At 39.0% G+C, this 18,278-nt stretch carries 18 protein-coding genes; 15 read left to right on the top strand and 3 right to left on the bottom strand.

The features are described 5' to 3' along the window. The first annotated feature begins 123 nt into the window (after positions 1-123). The 4 genes from B554_RS0115640 (at position 124) to B554_RS0115655 (ending at position 4,495) form a co-directional block, all read left to right on the top strand. Positions 124-2,148, top strand: a complete 2,025-nt coding sequence (locus B554_RS0115640; RefSeq protein ID WP_019458783.1) for an NADPH-dependent 2,4-dienoyl-CoA reductase — start codon at positions 124-126, stop codon at positions 2,146-2,148. Between the two features lie 69 nt (positions 2,149-2,217). Continuing rightward, complete coding sequence (locus tag B554_RS0115645) at positions 2,218-2,625, top strand: nuclear transport factor 2 family protein (RefSeq protein WP_019458784.1); 408 nt, start codon at positions 2,218-2,220, stop codon at positions 2,623-2,625. Between the two features lie 39 nt (positions 2,626-2,664). Next, positions 2,665-3,381 (top strand): SGNH/GDSL hydrolase family protein, encoded by a 717-nt coding sequence (locus B554_RS0115650; protein ID WP_019458785.1) that lies wholly within the window; start codon positions 2,665-2,667, stop codon positions 3,379-3,381. A gap of 19 nt (positions 3,382-3,400) precedes the next feature. After that, positions 3,401-4,495: a YheT family hydrolase gene (locus tag B554_RS0115655; RefSeq protein ID WP_019458786.1), complete on the top strand. Its 1,095-nt coding sequence runs from the start codon at positions 3,401-3,403 to the stop codon at positions 4,493-4,495. A gap of 54 nt (positions 4,496-4,549) precedes the next feature. Here the strand turns inward: B554_RS0115655 and B554_RS0115660 are convergent, their stop codons facing one another. Both B554_RS0115660 and B554_RS0115670 read right to left on the bottom strand, forming a co-directional pair. After that, positions 4,550-5,395 (bottom strand): metal-dependent hydrolase, encoded by an 846-nt coding sequence (locus B554_RS0115660; RefSeq protein WP_019458787.1) that lies wholly within the window; start codon positions 5,393-5,395, stop codon positions 4,550-4,552. A 230-nt stretch (positions 5,396-5,625) separates the two neighbouring features. Continuing rightward, positions 5,626-6,114: a hypothetical protein gene (locus tag B554_RS0115670; protein ID WP_004701329.1), complete on the bottom strand. Its 489-nt coding sequence runs from the start codon at positions 6,112-6,114 to the stop codon at positions 5,626-5,628. 223 nt (positions 6,115-6,337) lie between these two features. Between B554_RS0115670 and B554_RS0115675 the strand changes: the two genes are divergently transcribed. The 3 genes from B554_RS0115675 to eno are packed head-to-tail and all read left to right on the top strand — an operon-like array spanning position 6,338 to position 10,197. Next, the gene (locus B554_RS0115675) at positions 6,338-7,975 is read left to right on the top strand and encodes a CTP synthase (protein ID WP_004701331.1); all 1,638 of its coding nucleotides are present in this window, start codon (positions 6,338-6,340) and stop codon (positions 7,973-7,975) included. Between the two features lie 29 nt (positions 7,976-8,004). After that, positions 8,005-8,862, top strand: a complete 858-nt coding sequence (kdsA, locus tag B554_RS0115680) for a 3-deoxy-8-phosphooctulonate synthase (RefSeq protein WP_019458789.1) — start codon at positions 8,005-8,007, stop codon at positions 8,860-8,862. 45 nt (positions 8,863-8,907) lie between these two features. Continuing rightward, positions 8,908-10,197: a phosphopyruvate hydratase gene (gene eno / locus B554_RS0115685; protein ID WP_004701335.1), complete on the top strand. Its 1,290-nt coding sequence runs from the start codon at positions 8,908-8,910 to the stop codon at positions 10,195-10,197. 97 nt (positions 10,198-10,294) lie between these two features. On the opposite strand, the gene B554_RS0115690 is transcribed toward eno, so the two are convergent. After that, on the bottom strand, positions 10,295-10,972 hold the full coding sequence (locus B554_RS0115690) for a DUF421 domain-containing protein (protein WP_019458790.1): 678 nt from the start codon (positions 10,970-10,972) through the stop codon (positions 10,295-10,297). 210 nt (positions 10,973-11,182) lie between these two features. On the opposite strand from B554_RS0115690, the gene B554_RS0115695 reads away from it, so the two are divergent. From B554_RS0115695 to pcaD, 8 genes are all read left to right on the top strand, one after another. Then, entirely contained in the window at positions 11,183-11,911 is a 729-nt protein-coding gene (locus B554_RS0115695) for a sulfite exporter TauE/SafE family protein (protein WP_019458791.1), read from the top strand. Positions 11,912-12,142: 231 nt separating this feature from the next. Continuing rightward, positions 12,143-12,532 carry a cell division protein FtsB gene (gene ftsB, locus B554_RS0115700; RefSeq protein WP_004701341.1) on the top strand — a complete coding sequence of 130 codons (390 nt, stop codon included), beginning with the start codon at positions 12,143-12,145 and terminating at the stop codon, positions 12,530-12,532. Further along, complete coding sequence (gene ispD, locus B554_RS0115705; RefSeq protein WP_019458792.1) at positions 12,498-13,214, top strand: 2-C-methyl-D-erythritol 4-phosphate cytidylyltransferase; 717 nt, start codon at positions 12,498-12,500, stop codon at positions 13,212-13,214. The genes ftsB and ispD overlap by 35 nt, the downstream gene beginning before the upstream one ends. 344 nt (positions 13,215-13,558) lie before the next feature. After that, a complete protein-coding gene (locus B554_RS0115710) occupies positions 13,559-14,230 on the top strand; it encodes a 3-oxoacid CoA-transferase subunit A (RefSeq protein WP_019458793.1) in 672 nt (223 codons plus the stop codon). A gap of 18 nt (positions 14,231-14,248) precedes the next feature. Next, entirely contained in the window at positions 14,249-14,902 is a 654-nt protein-coding gene (locus B554_RS0115715; RefSeq protein ID WP_019458794.1) for a 3-oxoacid CoA-transferase subunit B, read from the top strand. Positions 14,903-14,914: 12 nt separating this feature from the next. Then, the gene (gene pcaF / locus B554_RS0115720) at positions 14,915-16,126 is read left to right on the top strand and encodes a 3-oxoadipyl-CoA thiolase (protein WP_019458795.1); all 1,212 of its coding nucleotides are present in this window, start codon (positions 14,915-14,917) and stop codon (positions 16,124-16,126) included. A gap of 2 nt (positions 16,127-16,128) precedes the next feature. Next, positions 16,129-17,487, top strand: a complete 1,359-nt coding sequence (gene pcaB / locus B554_RS0115725; protein WP_019458796.1) for a 3-carboxy-cis,cis-muconate cycloisomerase — start codon at positions 16,129-16,131, stop codon at positions 17,485-17,487. Then, complete coding sequence (gene pcaD, locus B554_RS0115730; RefSeq protein WP_019458797.1) at positions 17,484-18,269, top strand: 3-oxoadipate enol-lactonase; 786 nt, start codon at positions 17,484-17,486, stop codon at positions 18,267-18,269. Before pcaB ends, pcaD begins: the two co-directional genes overlap by 4 nt. Positions 18,270-18,278 lie beyond the last annotated feature (9 nt).

The following is an 18,278-nucleotide window of genomic DNA, read 5'->3' on the forward strand; positions in this document are numbered from 1 at the left end:
GTAAGCAAAAGTAAAGTGTGACTCATAAGATTATGCAACATGTTGCATAAAAGTCAAAATTTGATTATAAATTTGTGCAACAAGTTGCATTAAGCAAGCATATTAGCAAGCCAAGGAGTTATTATGTCGTTATATCCACATTTATTAAAACCATTAGATTTAGGTTTTACGACATTAAAAAATCGCGTACTGATGGGATCTATGCACGTTGGTCTAGAAGAGGCGCCAGGTGGTTACGAACGTATGGCAGCTTTTTATGCAGAGCGTGCTAAAGGGGATGTTGGACTCATTGTTACTGGCGGTATTGCACCCAATCAGGCAGGTTTAACTTTTGCTCATGCTTCTAAGTTAGATAGCACTGAAGAAGCTGAAAAACATAAAGTCATTACCGAAGCCGTCCATGCTGCTGGCGGAAAAATTGCATTACAAATATTACATACAGGCCGATATTCTTATCAGCCAGAAATTGTTGCGCCTTCGGCAATTCAAGCACCAATTAACCCTATTAAACCTAAAGCAATGACTTCAGCTGAGGTTCAACAAACCATTGATGACTTTGCAAACTGTGCGAAGCTTGCGCAATATGCCGGTTATGACGGCGTTGAGATTATGGGTTCTGAAGGTTATTTAATTAATGAGTTTATAGCAGCAAGAACAAACCATCGTGATGATGAATGGGGTGGTAGCTATGAAAACCGTATTCGTTTTCCTATTGAGATCGTAAAACGCACACGTGAAATAGTTGGTGAAAACTTTATTATTATTTACCGATTATCAATGCTTGATTTGGTTGAAGGCGGCTCTACTTTAGAAGAAGTTATTCAGCTTGCTAAAGCGATTGAAAAAGCAGGCGCTACCATTATTAATACGGGCATTGGCTGGCATGAAGCCCGTATTCCAACAATTGCCACAAAAGTACCAAGAGCTGCATTTACTTGGGTCACCGAAAAATTAAAAGGTGAAGTTTCAGTTCCATTAATTACCTCAAACCGTATTAATACACCTGAAATGGCTGAGCATGTATTAGCATCGGGTCATGCTGATATGGTTTCAATGGCACGTCCAATGCTTGCAGATCCTGAGTTCGTTTTAAAAGCTAGTGAAGGTCGTAGTGATGAAATCAATACCTGTATTGGTTGTAATCAGGCCTGTCTTGATCATATTTTCTCTATGAAAATCGCAACATGTTTAGTTAATCCTCGCGCATGTTATGAAACAGAACTGATTTTTAAAGAAGCACAAAATCAGAAGAATATCGCTGTCATTGGTGCAGGACCAGCAGGTTTAAGTTTTGCTGTATATGCGGCAGATCGCGGACACCAAGTTAAAATTTTTGAAGCAAGCCATCAAATTGGTGGTCAGTTTAATATCGCTAAAACTGTACCGGGTAAAGAAGAGTTCTACGAAACATTACGTTATTTTAATCGTCAAATTGAATTACGCCCAAACATTGAGCTTGTATTAAATCATAAAGCAACTTATGAAGAGTTAAGTCAATCAGGCTTCGATGAGATTGTAGTTGCAACTGGCGTAACACCTCGTCAATTGCAATTTGAAGGTATTGACCATCCAAAAGTGTTGAGCTACTTACAAGTACTTAAAGAGCGTGTACCTGTAGGTCAGCGTGTTGCCATTATTGGGGCAGGGGGTATTGGTTTTGATACAGCTGAGTACCTAACCCATGAAGGTGAAAGTGGCAGTTTAAATCCTGAAAAGTTCTATGAAGAATGGGGTATTGATACTCACTATGAGCATGTTGGTGGTTTAAAGCAGCCGAAAGTTGAAGCTTCTGAACGAGAAATCTATTTGTTACAGCGTAAAGCTTCTTCAGTAGGTGCGGGACTAGGTAAAACAACTGGTTGGATTCATCGTACAGGGCTTAAGAACAGAAATGTGAAAATGTTGGCGGGTGTACAGTACGACAAAGTCGATGATCAAGGTCTTTATATTACTGTTGATGGAAAACAAACAGTACTTGAGGTTGATAACGTGGTGATTTGTGCGGGCCAAGAATCATTTACTGCAATGTATGACCAATTAAAAGCAGATGGTAAGAATGTTCATTTGATTGGTGGTGCTAAAGAAGCCGGTGAGTTGGATGCTAAACGTGCTATTCGCCAAGGTGCTGAACTAGCAGCGGTTCTTTAATGAGTTAAGTGAGCATTGTCTTAAATAAGAGAATGCTCACTACTAAAACCAATTTGAAGGAAAAGAAAAATGACACTTGAAACAACGAAACAGTCATTAGAAAAATGGCACCACATGATTCAATCAAACGACTTATCGAACTTAAATGATTTGCTCGCAGATGAAGTTGTTTTCCGTTCACCAGTTGCTTATAAACCTTATGAGGGAAGACAAGTTGTTTTCTTTATTCTTACTAACGTGATTCAGGTATTTGAAAACTTTACCTATCACAGAGAATTCTACACAGAAGATGGCGAAAATGTAGTGCTTGAGTTTAGTGCGAATGTAGGTGACAAATCATTGAAAGGGATTGATATGATCCGTTTTAATGAGCACGGTAAAATTATTGACTTTGAAGTAATGATTCGTCCAATGAGTGGTTTAGCTGCATTGGCTGAACAAATGGGTGCAAGAATTACTCAGTTCAAACCTCAATAGTTTTTTATTAAATAGCCTAAGTTTTTTGAGGTATATTAAATGTGGTTAAAACTTTCAACATTGCTTTTATTGCCTGTATTATTTGTGCAAGGCAATAAAGTCCGAAAGAATACTCCACGTTTATTAGAGCCTAAAGGTGAACGAGAAGGTAGCATTGGTCAAGGCAAGCCCTTATCTCTGCTTATTTTGGGAGATTCTGCAGCAGCTGGCGTGGGTGTACAAACACAAAAAGATGCTTTGTCTGGTGCTATTATTCAAGAACTGCAAAATGAATTTTTCCTCCAGTGGAAACTTCATGCCAAAACTGGTGATACGACCCGACAAGTTTTTCATGCTTTACAGCATTTAGAAGAGCGGAAGTATGATGTAATTGTCACATCTATTGGTGTAAATGATGTTACTAAGTTGACTTCTGCCAAATCATGGATACAACAACAAAAACAATTATTTGAGCATATTCAGAAACGTTTTCAACCAAAACTGATCATTGTTTCTGGAGTGCCTCCAATGCAACATTTCCCAGCTTTACCCAATCCATTGGCTTGGTTATTTGGGCAATATGCAGAGCAAATGAATCAAAAATTACAGCAATGGTTAGCACCACAGAGCCAGTTTAAGTTTCTTCAATACGATATTGAAACTTTTCAAGCCATGAATTTGTCAATGGCAAGTGATGGTTTTCATCCAAGTAAGGAAGTTTACGAAATTTGGGGAAGGCAGATTGCAGCTTTGGTGCGGCAATCATTTCACTCATAGTCATAGGTAGTCATTGGATATGGGCATATCTGTTTTTAGTAAAATTAAAGATTTCGGTTCAGAGTTGTTCGATTTAGTATTAGGGGCGGAGCATCCAAAAGTTTATTATGATCCTCAAGGACAAATAAAAGATGTGTTGGAGAAGCTCCCTCAACTCAAGCAGAAATATCGTCCTACACCTTGGTTGACGAATAATCATGTTCATTTACTCTATTTCGATCTTATTAGAAAACAATCAATAAAATTGGAATATGACCGGATTGATCAACTTACGATGAGTGATGGCGGTATTACCGCAATTGCTTGGTATGGCTATAATTTACCAGCAGATACACCAACGGTTGTAATCATGCATACCATTACAGGTACTCCTGAGAGTATGCGTGAGTTGGTACGCGATTTAAATCAATATACAGGCTGGCGAATTGCATTATGTCTTCGCCGTGGTCACGCAGGTTTACCAATGCCTGTGCCACAAATTTCTCTTTTTGGTTCTACTCGTGATTTAAAAGAACAGCTTGACCATATTCAAAGCTTATTTCCCACATCAGATTTATATGCGGTAGGTTCATCGGCAGGTACAGGCTTGCTTGTTCGCTATTTGGGTGAGCAAGGTGAAGATACGCCTTTTAAAGCTGCCTTTGCGATGTGTCCAGGTTATAACACGGAAATTGGTTTTAAAAATGTTCATCCTTTTTACAGTAAAATGATGACCAAAAAGCTCTTTAAGTATTTTATTTATCCGTATCAAAATACGTGGAGCAAAATTGCATCTTTAGAAAAAGTTTTATCGACTACCAATTTAGAAGAATTTGAAAAAGAGTACTTCGAAATGGCTGGTTTTCAAGATTACGAAACTTACTGTAAATCTATTAACCCGATTTATGTTTTTGAGAATATTAAAATTCCATTAGTGATTCTGAATGCTGAAGATGACCCAGTTTGTTCAATTAAAAATTTGGAGCCATATAAAGAGCCAATTCAACAAATGAGTACTGTAGCTGTAGTGACAACTAAAAAGGGGAGTCATTGTGCATTTTATGAAGGGTGGCGTAGCACTTCATGGGCAGCACGTCTCATGTCTGATTATTTTTTAATTGAACGTAATAAATAGACAATCATCAGATGCATAAATAAAGCCCAGACTTTGGGCTTTATTTTTTACTTTTTAAGATAAAAGTAGTGATCTATCATTTATTCCAAGTTTTACTTTGGTAGCAGCAACCAGAGCTTTCTCATCTGTTTGGTTGGGGTGAAAGTTAAAACGATAATATTCAAGAAACTTTGGAATTAAAGCTTTATATTGTGTGCTTGCAAAACCAAAAAAGTTGCGCCAAGTTTTAAAATTAGTCAGTTGTTTGTCGCGTTTCATTAAAACAATTTGGTAAATGGTCGAAAAAGCGGTAATCAGGATTAAACTAAAAGTAAATACTGAAATACGTGGAATATAAGCACTTAATCCGTTGCCATATAAATGCTGATATAAGTCGAATGCAACAGCTTTGTGTTCGGTTTCTTCTACGCTGTGCCATAGCCATAAGTTACGAATAGTTGTATCAGTCATAAGCTCATTTACTGATTGCATCATGCTAACTACAAGTACTGCGGTGTAGTGCTCTAAACCAACCGTTACAAGTAAATTCCATTTTTTGCTAAAAACTTTTTCAATACCTTTAAGAATAATCCCTGTTGCTTTTTCTAGAGACTCAGGATTTAAACCATGCTGCTGTGCACTAACATGAAAAGCATGATGCTCCTTAGAATGCATTGCTTCTTGGCCAATGAACGCACCAATCTCTCTGTCTAAAGTTTCATTCTCTTTTGCTTTAGCACGTAAAGCGCGGACAGATCTAACAAAGTATGATTCTCCTTCGGGAAACAAAGTAGAAAGACCTGTGAAATAATGGGTGAGTGAGGGCTCGTGATTGCACCAATAACGTGGAATATTTTCAAAATTGTAGTCCATACGACGTACTGGAAAAGAGGCGGGTACACGGTTTAAAGCTGTTTTCATTTTCTTGCTCCAATCTTTTTATTAATAGGTTCCAAAAAGGAACTTGTTGATAAAAAGTATAAGTAGATAGGGTTGGAGTCAATGATTTTTGAATGGATGAAACTAGATTGTCCCGAAATGATAGACAAAGAAGTTTTGAAGATAAAAGCAAAGAAATTAAATTTATTTTTATTATGAATATTATATAAATGCCCAAATCAAAAAATTAATTTGGGCATTATACGACACGCTTAGTTCTTAAGCGCTGGTGTTGCAGCGGCAATTGCAGCAGCCACTGCATCATCTTCTGTCTTAGCAGATTCAGTTGCCTTAGCTGGTTTTGACTGAGCTTTTTCAGCTTTAGGTTCTGCTTTAGCCTCAGTTTTCTTTTCTGGTTTAGGTTCTACTTTTGGTGTCTCAGATTTAGGTTGTTCAGCAACTTGTGTCTGTGAAGATTCATCAGAATGTGCAGGACGAGTTTCACGGCGAATTTCAGTTGTAGTGTTGTTTGTTTCTTCACGATGAACTTCAACTTGTGGTTGTGCTTCAACTTGAGCTTCTTGATGAGTATCCACACTCTCTAAAGACTCAAATTTTGCAGGCTTCGCTGGTTGAGGTTCTGAAACAGCAGTTTCAACCTTGTCTTGCTCTTCTTCTTTAGGTGTCTCTTTTTTAACGCATGCGGTTAACAATAGTCCAGCCGCAATTGCAGCACAGATTAAAAGTTTTTTATTTGCCATTGCCCTAAACAACATTTAATTGAGGAATTGACATTATAACAGTAAATAGCAATGAAAAAATCATGTGAGATTGAGCTAATTTTTTATTAAAAATGCTGCTAGAATAACCAGTTGTTTATTGTTCTTTGAATTGATGCGGTTTGACTTTGCTTTATAGGGGCAGAGTACAGTAAAATTGCCAAACATTGTAGGCCGATTTCGGCTTGATTGTATGAGAAACTTAATGACCCATTTTATTTTTGTCACTGGTGGTGTGGTTTCATCACTAGGTAAAGGTATTTCTGCTGCTTCTGTTGCTGCACTTTTGGAAGCTCGTGGCTTAAAAGTCACAATGGTTAAAATGGATCCTTATATTAATGTCGATCCAGGGACAATGAGCCCATTCCAGCATGGTGAAGTTTTTGTTACCGAAGATGGTGCAGAAACCGACCTCGATCTGGGTTATTACGAACGTTTCTTACGTCGCGCTAAAATGACCAAGCTAAACAACTTTACGAGTGGTCGCGTATATCAAGACGTTTTAAATAAAGAGCGTCGTGGTGATTACTTGGGTGGTACAGTTCAGGTTATTCCTCATATTACCGATAATATTAAAGAACGTGTTCTTCGCGCAGGCGAAGGCTATGATGTTGCTATTGTAGAAATTGGTGGCACCGTAGGTGATATCGAATCATTACCGTTCATGGAGTCGGTTCGTCAGTTAATGGTTGAGCTTGGTCATAAACGTACCATGCTTATGCATTTAACCTTGTTGCCATATATTAAATCGGCAGCAGAGTTGAAAACTAAACCAACTCAGCACTCTGTAAAAGAGTTACTTTCAATTGGTATTCAGCCAGATATTCTGATCTGCCGTACTGAATATGATGTAGATGTTGATACTAAACGCAAAATTGCATTGTTCACTAATGTCGAAGCGCGTGCTGTAGTGGTATGTAAAGATGCGAAAACAATTTATCAAATTCCACGTACATTCTATGAGCAAAATGTTGACGACTTGATCTGTGAACGTTTTGGATTTAATGATCTTCCAGAAGCAAATCTAGAAGATTGGGACAATGTAGTCGAAGCATTATTGAATCCTGAATACACTTTACGTGTAGCTATGGTAGGTAAATATGTTGAATTACCAGATGCTTATAAGTCTGTAAATGAAGCATTATTACATGCTGGTATTAAGAATCGCGTAAAAGTACAAATTGATTACGTCAATGCTGAAGAGCTTGAGAGTCAAGATGTATCTATTTTAAGTACAGCTGATGCAATTTTAGTTCCGGGTGGTTTTGGTGAACGTGGTACTGAAGGCAAAATGAAAGCTATTCAGTACGCTCGTGAAAATCGTATTCCTTTCTTAGGAATTTGTTTAGGCATGCAATTGGCAGTTATTGAATATGCTCGCCATGTTGCAGGTATGCCAGAAGCCTCTTCTACAGAATTTAACCGCTCTACAAAATATCCACTTATTGGTTTAATCACTGAATGGTTGGATGAGCGTGGTGAATTACAACAACGTAGTCTTGAATCTGATTTGGGCGGAACAATGCGTTTAGGTGCACAAAAATCAGAATTGGTTGAAGGCACAAAAACACGTGAAGTCTATGGTAAGGCTGAAATCACTGAACGTCATCGTCACCGTTATGAAATGAATAACCGTTTCATCGAGTCGATTGAAAAAGCTGGTATGAAAATTTCTGGTTATTCTTCAGCACAACATTTGGTTGAAACTGTAGAAATTCCTGAACATCCTTGGTTTATTGCTGTACAATTCCACCCGGAATTTACAAGTTCACCACGTGATGGACATCCATTATTTGCTAGTTTTATTGACGCTGCGAAAACTCAGCATCAAAAAAGTAAATAATGCGATTTAAATAAACTGGGAAAGTTTAAATGTCACAATTAAAACCACAAGAAGTTGTACGTTTAGGCGATATACAAATGGCAAATCATTTGCCATTTGTATTATTTGGCGGAATGAACGTACTTGAATCAAAAGATTTAGCTTTTGAAATTGCAGAAACGTATGTAGATATTTGCAAACGTTTAGAAATTCCTTATGTTTTTAAAGCGAGTTTCGATAAGGCAAATCGTTCTAGTCTACATTCATTCCGTGGCCCTGGACTTGAAAAAGGTATTGAATGGTTAGGTGATATTAAAAAGCATTTTAATGTTCCGATCATTACTGATGTGCATGAGCCATATCAAGCTGCACTAGTTGCAGAAGTAGCCGATATTATTCAGTTACCTGCTTTCTTAAGTCGTCAGACTGATCTTGTTGAAGCGATGGCAAAAACACAAGCTATCATTAATATTAAGAAAGCTCAGTTTTTAGCACCTCATGAAATGCGTCATATTCTGCACAAATGTTTAGAAGCAGGAAATGACAAACTCATTCTTTGTGAACGTGGTTCAGCATTTGGTTATAACAATCTTGTTGTAGATATGCTTGGCTTTGACATCATGAAAGAAATGAATGTGCCAGTTTTCTTTGATGTGACACATGCGTTGCAAACCCCTGGTGGTCGTGCTGATTCGGCAGGTGGTCGTCGTGCTCAAATTACAACTTTAGCACGTGCTGGAATGGCAACTGGCTTGGCTGGGCTATTCTTGGAAGCTCATCCAGATCCAGAACATGCAAAATGCGATGGACCTTGTGCATTACGTATGTCACAACTTGAGCCATTCTTGGCGCAAATAAAAGAATTGGATACTTTAGTTAAAGGATTCAAAAAGTTAGACACCCATTGATGCAGTAATCTGCATCTCGTTATTCATTCAACAGAGGAATTGTTCATGAGCCAAATCGTTGACATTCGTGCACGTGAAATTTTGGACTCTCGTGGTAACCCAACCATCGAAGCAGACGTAATTTTAGAATCTGGCGTTGTTGGTCGTGCATGTGCACCGTCTGGTGCTTCAACTGGTTCTCGTGAAGCTTTAGAACTGCGTGACGGTGATAAATCACGTTACTTAGGTAAAGGCGTTCGTACAGCAGTTAATAACGTTAATACGTTAATTCGTGATGCTTTGTTGGGTAAATCAGTTTTTGAGCAAAAAGACATTGATAACACAATGATCGCGCTTGATGGCACTGAAAACAAAGAAAAATTAGGTGCTAACGCAACTTTGGCTGTGTCATTGGCTGCTGCGCGTGCTGCTGCTGAAGAAAAGAAACTTCCTCTTTTCCAATACATCGCAGATCTTCGTGGTCAAACAATTTTGACAATGCCTGTACCGATGATGAACATCTTGAACGGTGGTGAGCATGCAGATAACACTGTTGATATTCAAGAGTTTATGATTGAGCCAGTAGGCTTCACTTCATTTGCTGAAGCTTTGCGTGCTGGTGCTGAAGTATTCCATTCTTTAAAATCGGTTTTAAAGAAACAAGGTTTGAATACTGCTGTGGGTGATGAAGGTGGTTTTGCGCCTAACCTTCGTTCAAATGAAGAAGCAATTACTGTAATTCTTCAAGCAATTGAACAAACTGGTTATAAAGCTGGTTCAGATATGATGCTTGCACTTGACTGTGCATCTTCAGAATTCTACAAAAACGGTCAATACGTTTTAGAAGGTGAAGGTAACCGTGCATTTACAAGTCATCAATTTGCAGATTACTTAGCTGGTCTTGTAAATCAATATCCGATTATTTCAATCGAAGATGGTTTAGATGAATCTGATTGGGAAGGTTGGAGCTACTTAACTTCAATCCTTGGCGATAAAATCCAATTGGTTGGTGACGATTTATTCGTAACTAATCCTAAGATTTTACAACGTGGTATTGATGAGAAAGTTGGTAACTCGATTCTTATCAAATACAACCAGATTGGTACATTGACTGAAACTTTAGATGCAATCTACCTTGCTAAAGCAAATGGTTACTCAACTGTTATTTCTCACCGTTCTGGTGAAACAGAAGATTCAACTATTGCTGATTTGGCAGTGGGTACAGCAGCTGGTCAAATTAAAACTGGTTCACTTTGCCGTTCTGACCGCGTAGCTAAATATAACCAATTGCTTCGTATTGAAGAAATGACTAAAGCGGCTTACCGCGGTAAAGCTGAGTTCAAAGGTTTAAACTAATCTTTTGAATAATACTTTGCTTATTTAAATATTGATGACAAATTAATATTTAAAATAAAAGTGCTATTTCTACTTCTTAGAAATAGCACTTTTTTATTTATCCTAAACGCCGAGTTTTTAAAGATTCAGCCCAACTATGATGATGACAACGAGAACATTCTTGATCGAGTTTATTTAAAACCTTAGTCTCGCCACATTTCATACAAGAATAAAAAGTATTCGTCTTAAGTACTCTAGCTTTGTTATAGGCATCGGGAAATAAAGGAAGACCCCATTTAACGTCTTCATCCTCATAATAAAGCAAACTCAAAATCCCATCGGATTCAAGTAAGGCTGTTCTGACTTGACCTAAATGTTCTACATTCTGTTGCCGCATTTCTGAGAAAAATTCATCGTGAGAATATATTTGTTTCTGAAAATCTTTGTAGACCAAAAGACCATCTTTGATGACGCAAAGAGCTCTTCCTTCTAACAATGTTTCAATTTTTTTGTGCTTTACCATGCCCCAAGTGATAAGGCGATATAAAAAGAGGATTGCAACAAAAACCACTAAAGCGTGTGCAATTGGAACGTCTTTAGTAAACATAGGGTCACCAGCTGCAGATCCTAAACATAAAATGATAGCCAATTCGAATAAAGAGAGTTGTCGAATACCACGTTTACCAGATAGTCTTAAAAAGCTAATGATAATAATGAACATGACAGTGCATCTTATTAGAATTTCTAAAGCAAAGCCCCATGTGGTATCACCTATAAAAATATTAGAAAGATCCATTTTTATCTCGCTTTTTAAAATTTTACAGATAGCGTAGATTTAAAATTCATAGCAAAAAAAAATCAAAAAACTATAGTTTTTAAGTGGTTATTGGTTAAAAGTGCAAAAGATGTGTGATCGTGTATTAATTAAAAATAAATGAAATTCGTAGTGCGATTTTAAAACATAGATTATTGTAGTCTCTTAAGAATAATTATTTTGGTTTGGCCTATGATCTATGTGGCACTTGCTTTTATTGGAGTTCTTTCAGGGCTGATTAGTGGAGTGGTTGGAACTGGATCATCAATTATTTTATTACCAATTCTTGCTTATATTTTTGGGGCCAAACTTGCTGTACCTATTATGGCAATTGCTGCAATTATGGGGAACATTTCACGTGTGATAATGTGGCGTAAAGAGCTTAATATTAGAGCATTTCTTTTATTTACAAGTTTGGGCATACCAGCAACGATACTAGGAGCCAATACATTATGGGTGATGTCACCTATGTTATCCAACTTATGTATAGGTGTATTTTTCTTCTGTTTAATACCGATTAGACATTACGCCAAACGTCATAGTTTTAAATTTAGTTCATGGCAAATGGTCATTGCTGGGGGAGTGCTGGGCTATATCACAGGTGTTGTTTTTTCGACAGGCCCCTTATTACTCCCAGTTTTTAATGGTTTCGGTTTAACGAAGGGGGCTCTCTTGGCGACTGAGGCTGCCGCTTCATTTGGTATCTACGTAACAAAAAGCTTAACTTTTGGTGCACTAGGCGTTTTAAAACAAAATATTTTAATTGCGGGAGTTGCTGTTGGTTTTTCTCTAATTATTGGCAATTATATTGGCAAAACTTTTGTAATAAAGATGTCTGAGAAAACTTTTGATTTATTGCTAGATTGTATGTTGGTGGTTGCTGGTTTTTCGATGATATTGGCAGTTTTTAATCATTCTTAACAGTAACTTTTATATGCATAGATTGATTTATAAACAGTTGTGTTTATAAACATTATTTTCCTTTCCAATTGAGTTTAATTTTGACAAAATGAAACATGTCACAATGGTCAATTTAAAGTAATATGGCCATTCATAGTTTTGCAGGAATGTTGCAGGAATTTTGCATGTCGCTTGTAAATTGTCATACAATACAAAAACTTAATAAAGTTTTTAATTAAAGCTCTTAATGCTATGTTAGAAGTATTTCGATCCACTTCAAGCAAACTTATTTTGCTACTGGTTATTGTTTTAGTAGCTATATTGCAATATCAGTTCTGGTTAGGTGAGGGTGGTTATTTTCCTCATCAAGCACTTATGCAGCAAATTCAACAACAAGCTGAAGTAAATGATGAGCTTAAAGAGCGAAACCGTATTTTGGCTGCTGAGGTTTTCGACCTAAAAAATGGTACGGAAGCGATAGAAGAACATGCTCGTCTGGATCTTGGTTTGGTTAAGCCTCACGAAACATTTGTTCAAATGAGTACGATCAGTACTAATTATAAACCTATTTATATTGACCCGAACGCTAAAGTAGATTTGGAAACTAATGAGACACCTCCATCACCAGATATCCCAGACTAAACTATGGGCAGTTATTCCTGCTGCTGGTTCTGGAAGTCGATTTTCCAAAACTGAATTAAAGCAATATCAATACATTCAAGATGCGACAGTGTTAGAGCATACTGTTAAGCGTTTAGCTGAGCTTCCATTAGCTGGCTATGTCTTAGCAATTGGTGCGCAGGATACTCTTGCTTCTACTTTAGCTTTTAGCGAAAAGCATAAGGCACATTTTTGTAATGGTGGTGCTGAGCGAGTCCATTCGGTTTTAAATGCGCTAAATTATCTGTCACAAATTACAGATGAAGATGATTGGGTGTTGGTACACGATGCTGCACGACCTTGTGTAACCCTTGATTGCTTAAATGCTCTTGTTTTGCATGCGATAAGTTCAAATCAAAGTGCTATTTTGGCAATTCCTGTGCGCGATACGTTGAAGCTTGTAGATAAAGAACAGCAGATTAATAAAACGGTAAGTCGAGAGTTATTGTGGCAGGCTCAAACTCCTCAAATTGCAAAAATTGGGACACTTAAAAAGGCGATTGAACAAGCGCTAATTAATAATTTGACTATTACTGATGAGGCAAGCGCGCTTGAGTTTATGGGGGAGAGCGTACATGTAGTTATGGGACGGTCTGATAATATAAAAATTACTTATCCCGATGATTTAGAACTTGCGCGTTTGATTCTGCAATCACAATCTTAATATTTTCTATACTTAATAGCAGGCTATTTTATTTTTAAATAGCCTAAGTATACATTTCATTTCTACACATCTATTCAAAATAATTTATATTTTTTTATAGCGGAAGTAGATAACATCATTATGTAATTTAATTAGATAATGTTCGATAGTCGAACAAAAAAATCCTAAATCGAACAAAAGTGTATGTAGCTTACTAGATCAAAATCTGAAAATTATCAAAAATAATCAAAAGGGAAATCTAAGGGAAACACTCGGGATTGAGTGAAATATTTATCTATCTTATTACCCCAGTATGCCTATTCTCTTACCTTTCTCTTCTTCAATGAGCACAATGGAGTTGTCTAATGATTGACAAAAGTAAGTCCTCACTAAGCGAGGTTCTATCGCAAATTAAAGATGGTGCAACCATTCTAATTGGTGGTTTTGGTACCGCAGGACAACCCGCTGAACTCATTGACGGTCTTATTGAACTGGGTATTAAAGATTTAACCATTGTCAGCAACAATGCCGGTAATGGTGATTACGGTCTGGCTAAACTTCTTAAAGCTGGTTCAGTTAAAAAAGTGATTTGCTCTTTCCCACGTCAGTCAGACTCTTATGTGTTTGATGAATTGTACCGTGCTGGAAAGGTTGAGCTTGAAGTAGTACCACAAGGTAATCTGGCTTGTCGTATTCAAGCTGCTGGTATGGGCCTAGGCGCTGTATTTACCCCAACAGGTTTTGGAACACTTTTAGCTGAAGGGAAAGAAACCCGTGAGATTGATGGGAAAGATTACGTACTTGAATATCCAATCAAAGCAGACTTTGCTTTGATTAAAGCTTACAAGGGCGATCGCTGGGGCAATCTGGTTTACCGTAAATCTGCACGTAACTTTGGCCCGATTATGGCCATGGCTGCAGATGTCACCATTGCTCAGGTTTCTGAAGTGGTTGAACTCGGTGGCCTAGATCCAGAACACATCATCACCCCAGGTATTTTTGTACAGCACGTTGTACAAGTACAGCCCGCACAGTAAGCAATAAGGAGAAATAACATGAGCTACCAGAAACTCAGCCGTGACCAGATTGCAAAACGTGTGGCACAAGATATTCCCGATGGCGCCTATGTGAACCTAGGCATTGGTTTACCAACCAAGATTGCAAGCTACTTACCTAACGATAAAGATATTTTCCTTCATTCTGAAAATGGCCTGTTGGCCTTTGGCCCGCCACCAGCAGCAGGTGAAGAAGATCCTGAACTGATTAATGCGGGTAAAGAGTTTGTGACCATGCTTGAAGGCGGCAGCTTTTTTCACCATGGTGATTCTTTTGCCATGATGCGTGGTGGGCACCTTGATATTGCCGTGCTAGGAGCCTTTCAGGTTGCAGCGAATGGTGATTTGGCGAACTGGCACACGGGGGCACCAGATGCGATTCCTGCCGTAGGTGGTGCGATGGATTTGGCTGTAGGTGCTAAGAAAGTATTTATCACTACAGACCATGTGACCAAGCAAGGTGAACCAAAGATTGTGGCTGAGCTGACTTATCCAATTACGGGTAAACACTGCGTAGACCGTATTTACACCGATCTTTGTGTGATTGATGTGACCAAAGACGGTTTAAAAGTGATTGAGAAAGTTGAAGGTCTTAGCTTTGATGAGTTACAGGCTTTAACTGGTGCCACTTTGATTGATGCGACCCAAGGGTAAGGAAGTAGGGAAATGACATTAAAAAACGCTTATATCATCGATGCCATCCGTACTCCATTCGGCCGTTATGCCGGTGGTCTTGCACCGGTCCGTGCCGATGACCTTGGCGCTGTGCCGATCAAAGCCTTAATTCAGCGTAACCCTAATGTAGATTGGGAACAGGTCGATGATGTGATCTATGGCTGTGCTAACCAAGCTGGTGAAGATAACCGTAATGTTGGTCGTATGTCAGCATTACTTGCTGGCTTACCGTATCAGGTTCCAGCAACCACCATTAACCGTTTGTGCGGTTCTTCACTCGATGCGATTGCTATTGCTGCTCGTGCCATTAAAGCAGGTGAAGCGAACTTGGTGATTGCAGGTGGTGTGGAAAGCATGAGCCGTGCACCTTATGTGATGGGTAAGTCTGACAGTGCTTTTGGCCGTAGCCAGAAGATTGAAGACACCACCATGGGTTGGCGCTTCATTAACCCTAAACTTAAAGAATTGTATGGTGTAGACACCATGCCCCAGACTGCCGAAAACGTGGCTGAACAGTTCAACGTAAATCGTGCAGATCAGGACCAGTTTGCCTTGGTGAGCCAACAACGCACCGCAAGCGCGCAAGCCAAAGGCTTTTTTTCTAAAGAAATCGTGGCAGTTGAAATCCCTCAGCGTAAGGGTGATGCTGTTGTGATTGATACTGATGAACATCCACGTGCATCGACTACGCTTGAAGGTTTAAGCAAACTTAAACCTGTAGTTAAAGCAGATGGCACAGTCACTGCGGGGAATGCTTCAGGGATTAACGATGGTGCAGCCGCATTGCTAATTGCTTCTGATGAAGCAGTTCAAGCTTATAACCTCAAACCACGTGCCAAGATCATTGCTTCAACAGCGGTGGGTGTAGAACCACGCATTATGGGCTTTGCTCCAGCGCCAGCCATTAAAAAACTACTTAAACAAGCCAACCTGACTTTAGATCAGATGGATGTGATTGAGTTGAATGAAGCTTTTGCTGCACAGGCTTTGGCAGTGACCCGTGATTTAGGTTTGCCAGACGATAGCAACAAAGTAAATCCAAACGGTGGTGCAATTGCTTTGGGTCATCCACTTGGTGCATCAGGTGCACGCTTAGTCACTACAGCATTAAACCAGCTTGAACAAACAGGTGGTCGTTATGCCTTATGTTCAATGTGTATTGGTGTAGGTCAAGGTATTGCTTTGATTATTGAGAGAGTCTAATCATGAGCCAGTTATATGCCAGTTTGTTTTATCAAAAAGATGTCACCGACATCTTTAGTGACTCATCTTTAATCAAATATATGATTGAGGTTGAAGTCGCGTTAGCTCAAGCACAGGCACAAGTTGGCGTGATTCCTCAAAATGCGGCTAACACCATTACCCAAGTAGCTGAGCAAGCAATAGAAAAGTTTGACTTTTCAGCCTTAGCCGTGGCAACTGGCTTAGCTGGAAACATTGCAATTCCGTTCGTAAAACAACTAACGGCAATTGTTAAAGATGTTGATGAAGATGCTTCACGTTATGTGCATTGGGGCGCAACAAGTCAGGATATTTTAGATACAGCTTGTATTTTGCAATGCCGTGATGCGTTGAATATTGTAGAAGCTCAACTTCAACACTGCTATGCGACTGCATTACAACAAGCCAAGCAATATCGTTATCAAGTCATGATTGGGCGTACATGGTTACAGCAAGCTTTGCCAATCACTTTAGGACATAAACTCGCTCGCTGGGCTTCTGCATTTAAGCGTGATTTAGATCGTATAAATGCAATGAAATCACGTGTATTTACTGCTCAGTTAGGTGGGGCTGTGGGTTCTTTAGCTTCTTTGCAAGATCAAGGTTCATCTGTGGTCAGTGCATTTGCCAAAAAACTAAATCTGACTGTACCGACAAGTACATGGCATGGTGAGCGCGACCGTATTGTAGAAATCGCAAGTGTGCTTGGCATGATTGTTGGGAATACGGGCAAGATGGCACGTGATTGGTCGCTCATGATGCAAACTGAAATTGCAGAGTTATTTGAGCCAACCGCGAAAGGTCGTGGTGGTTCATCGACCATGCCTCATAAGCGTAATCCAGTCGCAGCAGCTTCAGTACTTGCAGCAGCAAATCGTGTACCAGCACTTATGTCGAGCATCTATCAAAGCATGGTACAGGAACATGAGCGTAGCTTAGGTGCATGGCATGCAGAATGGTTAGCTGTTCCTGAAATTTTTCAGCTTTGCGCTGGCGCATTAAGTCGTACTGGTGAAGTTTTACAAGGTTTCGAAGTTAATACTGAGCATATGCAGCAGAACCTTGAGTGTACCAAGGGGCTGATTATGGCAGAAGCTGTGATGATGGCGCTTGCTCCAAAAATTGGACGTTTAAATGCACATCATGTTGTTGAAGCAGCTTGTAAAATAGCCGTGGCTCAAAAGCAGCATTTATCTGAGGTTGTTAGTCAGTTAGATGAAGTAAAAGAACATTTTAGTCAAACAGAAATTTTGGAAATATTTAAAGCAGAAAACTATTTGGGCAACATTCAAGCTCAAATTGATGCTGTTCTGCAAGAAGCACAGGGAGGAGACATAAAGTGAAACAGCTTATAACCAATCGACAAGGTAAACAGCTCGCTGTATATACCGATGGATTAAAAGATGCTCCAGCACTTGTGTTATCTAACTCGTTAGGAACAGATCATGGAATGTGGCAGCGGCAAGTAGATGAGCTTAAAAGTCATTTTAATGTCATTACATACGACACACGTGGTCATGGCGAAAGTGATGTAATTATTGACACCACATTGCAAAACTTAGCTGAAGATGTGGTTGATATTTTAGATGCCTTAGATATTGAAAAAGCTCATTTTTGTGGCATTTCAATGGGCGGAATTACAGGGCTTTGGTTAGCTATCCATTACCCAGAGCGCTTTCTAAGTATTACCGTTGCGAACTCGGCAGCCAAAATTGGACAGGCTGAAGCGTGGTTAAGTCGTGCCGAATCAGTAGAACAAAATGGGCTCGCTGAATTGGTAAAAACCACACATACACGTTGGTTTAGCGAAAAATTCGACTATCAACATAATGTAGTTGCACAAACGACGATTCAAAGTCTGGCAAACACACCAGCACAAGGTTATGCCAATGCGTGTCGTGCTTTAGCATATGCTGATTTAAGAGATGAAATTGGAGAAATTCAAATTCCAGTGTTGCTGATTGCAGGAACAGAAGATCCGGTAACTACAGTAGTCGATGCTGAGTTTATGCAGAAGGCTATTAAGAATAGTCAGCTTGCTGAATTGGAAGCATCTCATCTTTCTAATATTGAGCAACCGCAAAGATTTACTCAGGAATTGACTAGGTTTATTCAACAAATCTAATAGCTTAGT

Origin of the sequence: Acinetobacter sp. GG2 (genome assembly GCF_000292385.1) — a bacterium.
GTDB classification, from domain to species: domain Bacteria; phylum Pseudomonadota; class Gammaproteobacteria; order Pseudomonadales; family Moraxellaceae; genus Acinetobacter; species Acinetobacter seifertii.

Coding starts and splice junctions, on each gene's coding strand:
- B554_RS0115715 (WP_019458794.1), top strand. CDS start 14,249: ATGAGCTACCAGAAACTCAGCCGTGACCAGATTGCAAAACGTGTGGCA.
- ftsB (WP_004701341.1), top strand. CDS start 12,143: ATGTTAGAAGTATTTCGATCCACTTCAAGCAAACTTATTTTGCTACTG.
- B554_RS0115650 (WP_019458785.1), top strand. CDS start 2,665: ATGTGGTTAAAACTTTCAACATTGCTTTTATTGCCTGTATTATTTGTG.
- B554_RS0115675 (WP_004701331.1), top strand. CDS start 6,338: ATGACCCATTTTATTTTTGTCACTGGTGGTGTGGTTTCATCACTAGGT.
- B554_RS0115660 (WP_019458787.1), bottom strand. CDS start 5,395: ATGAAAACAGCTTTAAACCGTGTACCCGCCTCTTTTCCAGTACGTCGT.
- ispD (WP_019458792.1), top strand. CDS start 12,498: ATGAGACACCTCCATCACCAGATATCCCAGACTAAACTATGGGCAGTT.
- B554_RS0115645 (WP_019458784.1), top strand. CDS start 2,218: ATGACACTTGAAACAACGAAACAGTCATTAGAAAAATGGCACCACATG.
- eno (WP_004701335.1), top strand. CDS start 8,908: ATGAGCCAAATCGTTGACATTCGTGCACGTGAAATTTTGGACTCTCGT.
- pcaB (WP_019458796.1), top strand. CDS start 16,129: ATGAGCCAGTTATATGCCAGTTTGTTTTATCAAAAAGATGTCACCGAC.
- pcaF (WP_019458795.1), top strand. CDS start 14,915: ATGACATTAAAAAACGCTTATATCATCGATGCCATCCGTACTCCATTC.
- B554_RS0115710 (WP_019458793.1), top strand. CDS start 13,559: ATGATTGACAAAAGTAAGTCCTCACTAAGCGAGGTTCTATCGCAAATT.
- B554_RS0115690 (WP_019458790.1), bottom strand. CDS start 10,972: ATGGATCTTTCTAATATTTTTATAGGTGATACCACATGGGGCTTTGCT.
- B554_RS0115655 (WP_019458786.1), top strand. CDS start 3,401: ATGGGCATATCTGTTTTTAGTAAAATTAAAGATTTCGGTTCAGAGTTG.
- B554_RS0115695 (WP_019458791.1), top strand. CDS start 11,183: ATGATCTATGTGGCACTTGCTTTTATTGGAGTTCTTTCAGGGCTGATT.
- B554_RS0115670 (WP_004701329.1), bottom strand. CDS start 6,114: ATGGCAAATAAAAAACTTTTAATCTGTGCTGCAATTGCGGCTGGACTA.
- kdsA (WP_019458789.1), top strand. CDS start 8,005: ATGTCACAATTAAAACCACAAGAAGTTGTACGTTTAGGCGATATACAA.
- B554_RS0115640 (WP_019458783.1), top strand. CDS start 124: ATGTCGTTATATCCACATTTATTAAAACCATTAGATTTAGGTTTTACG.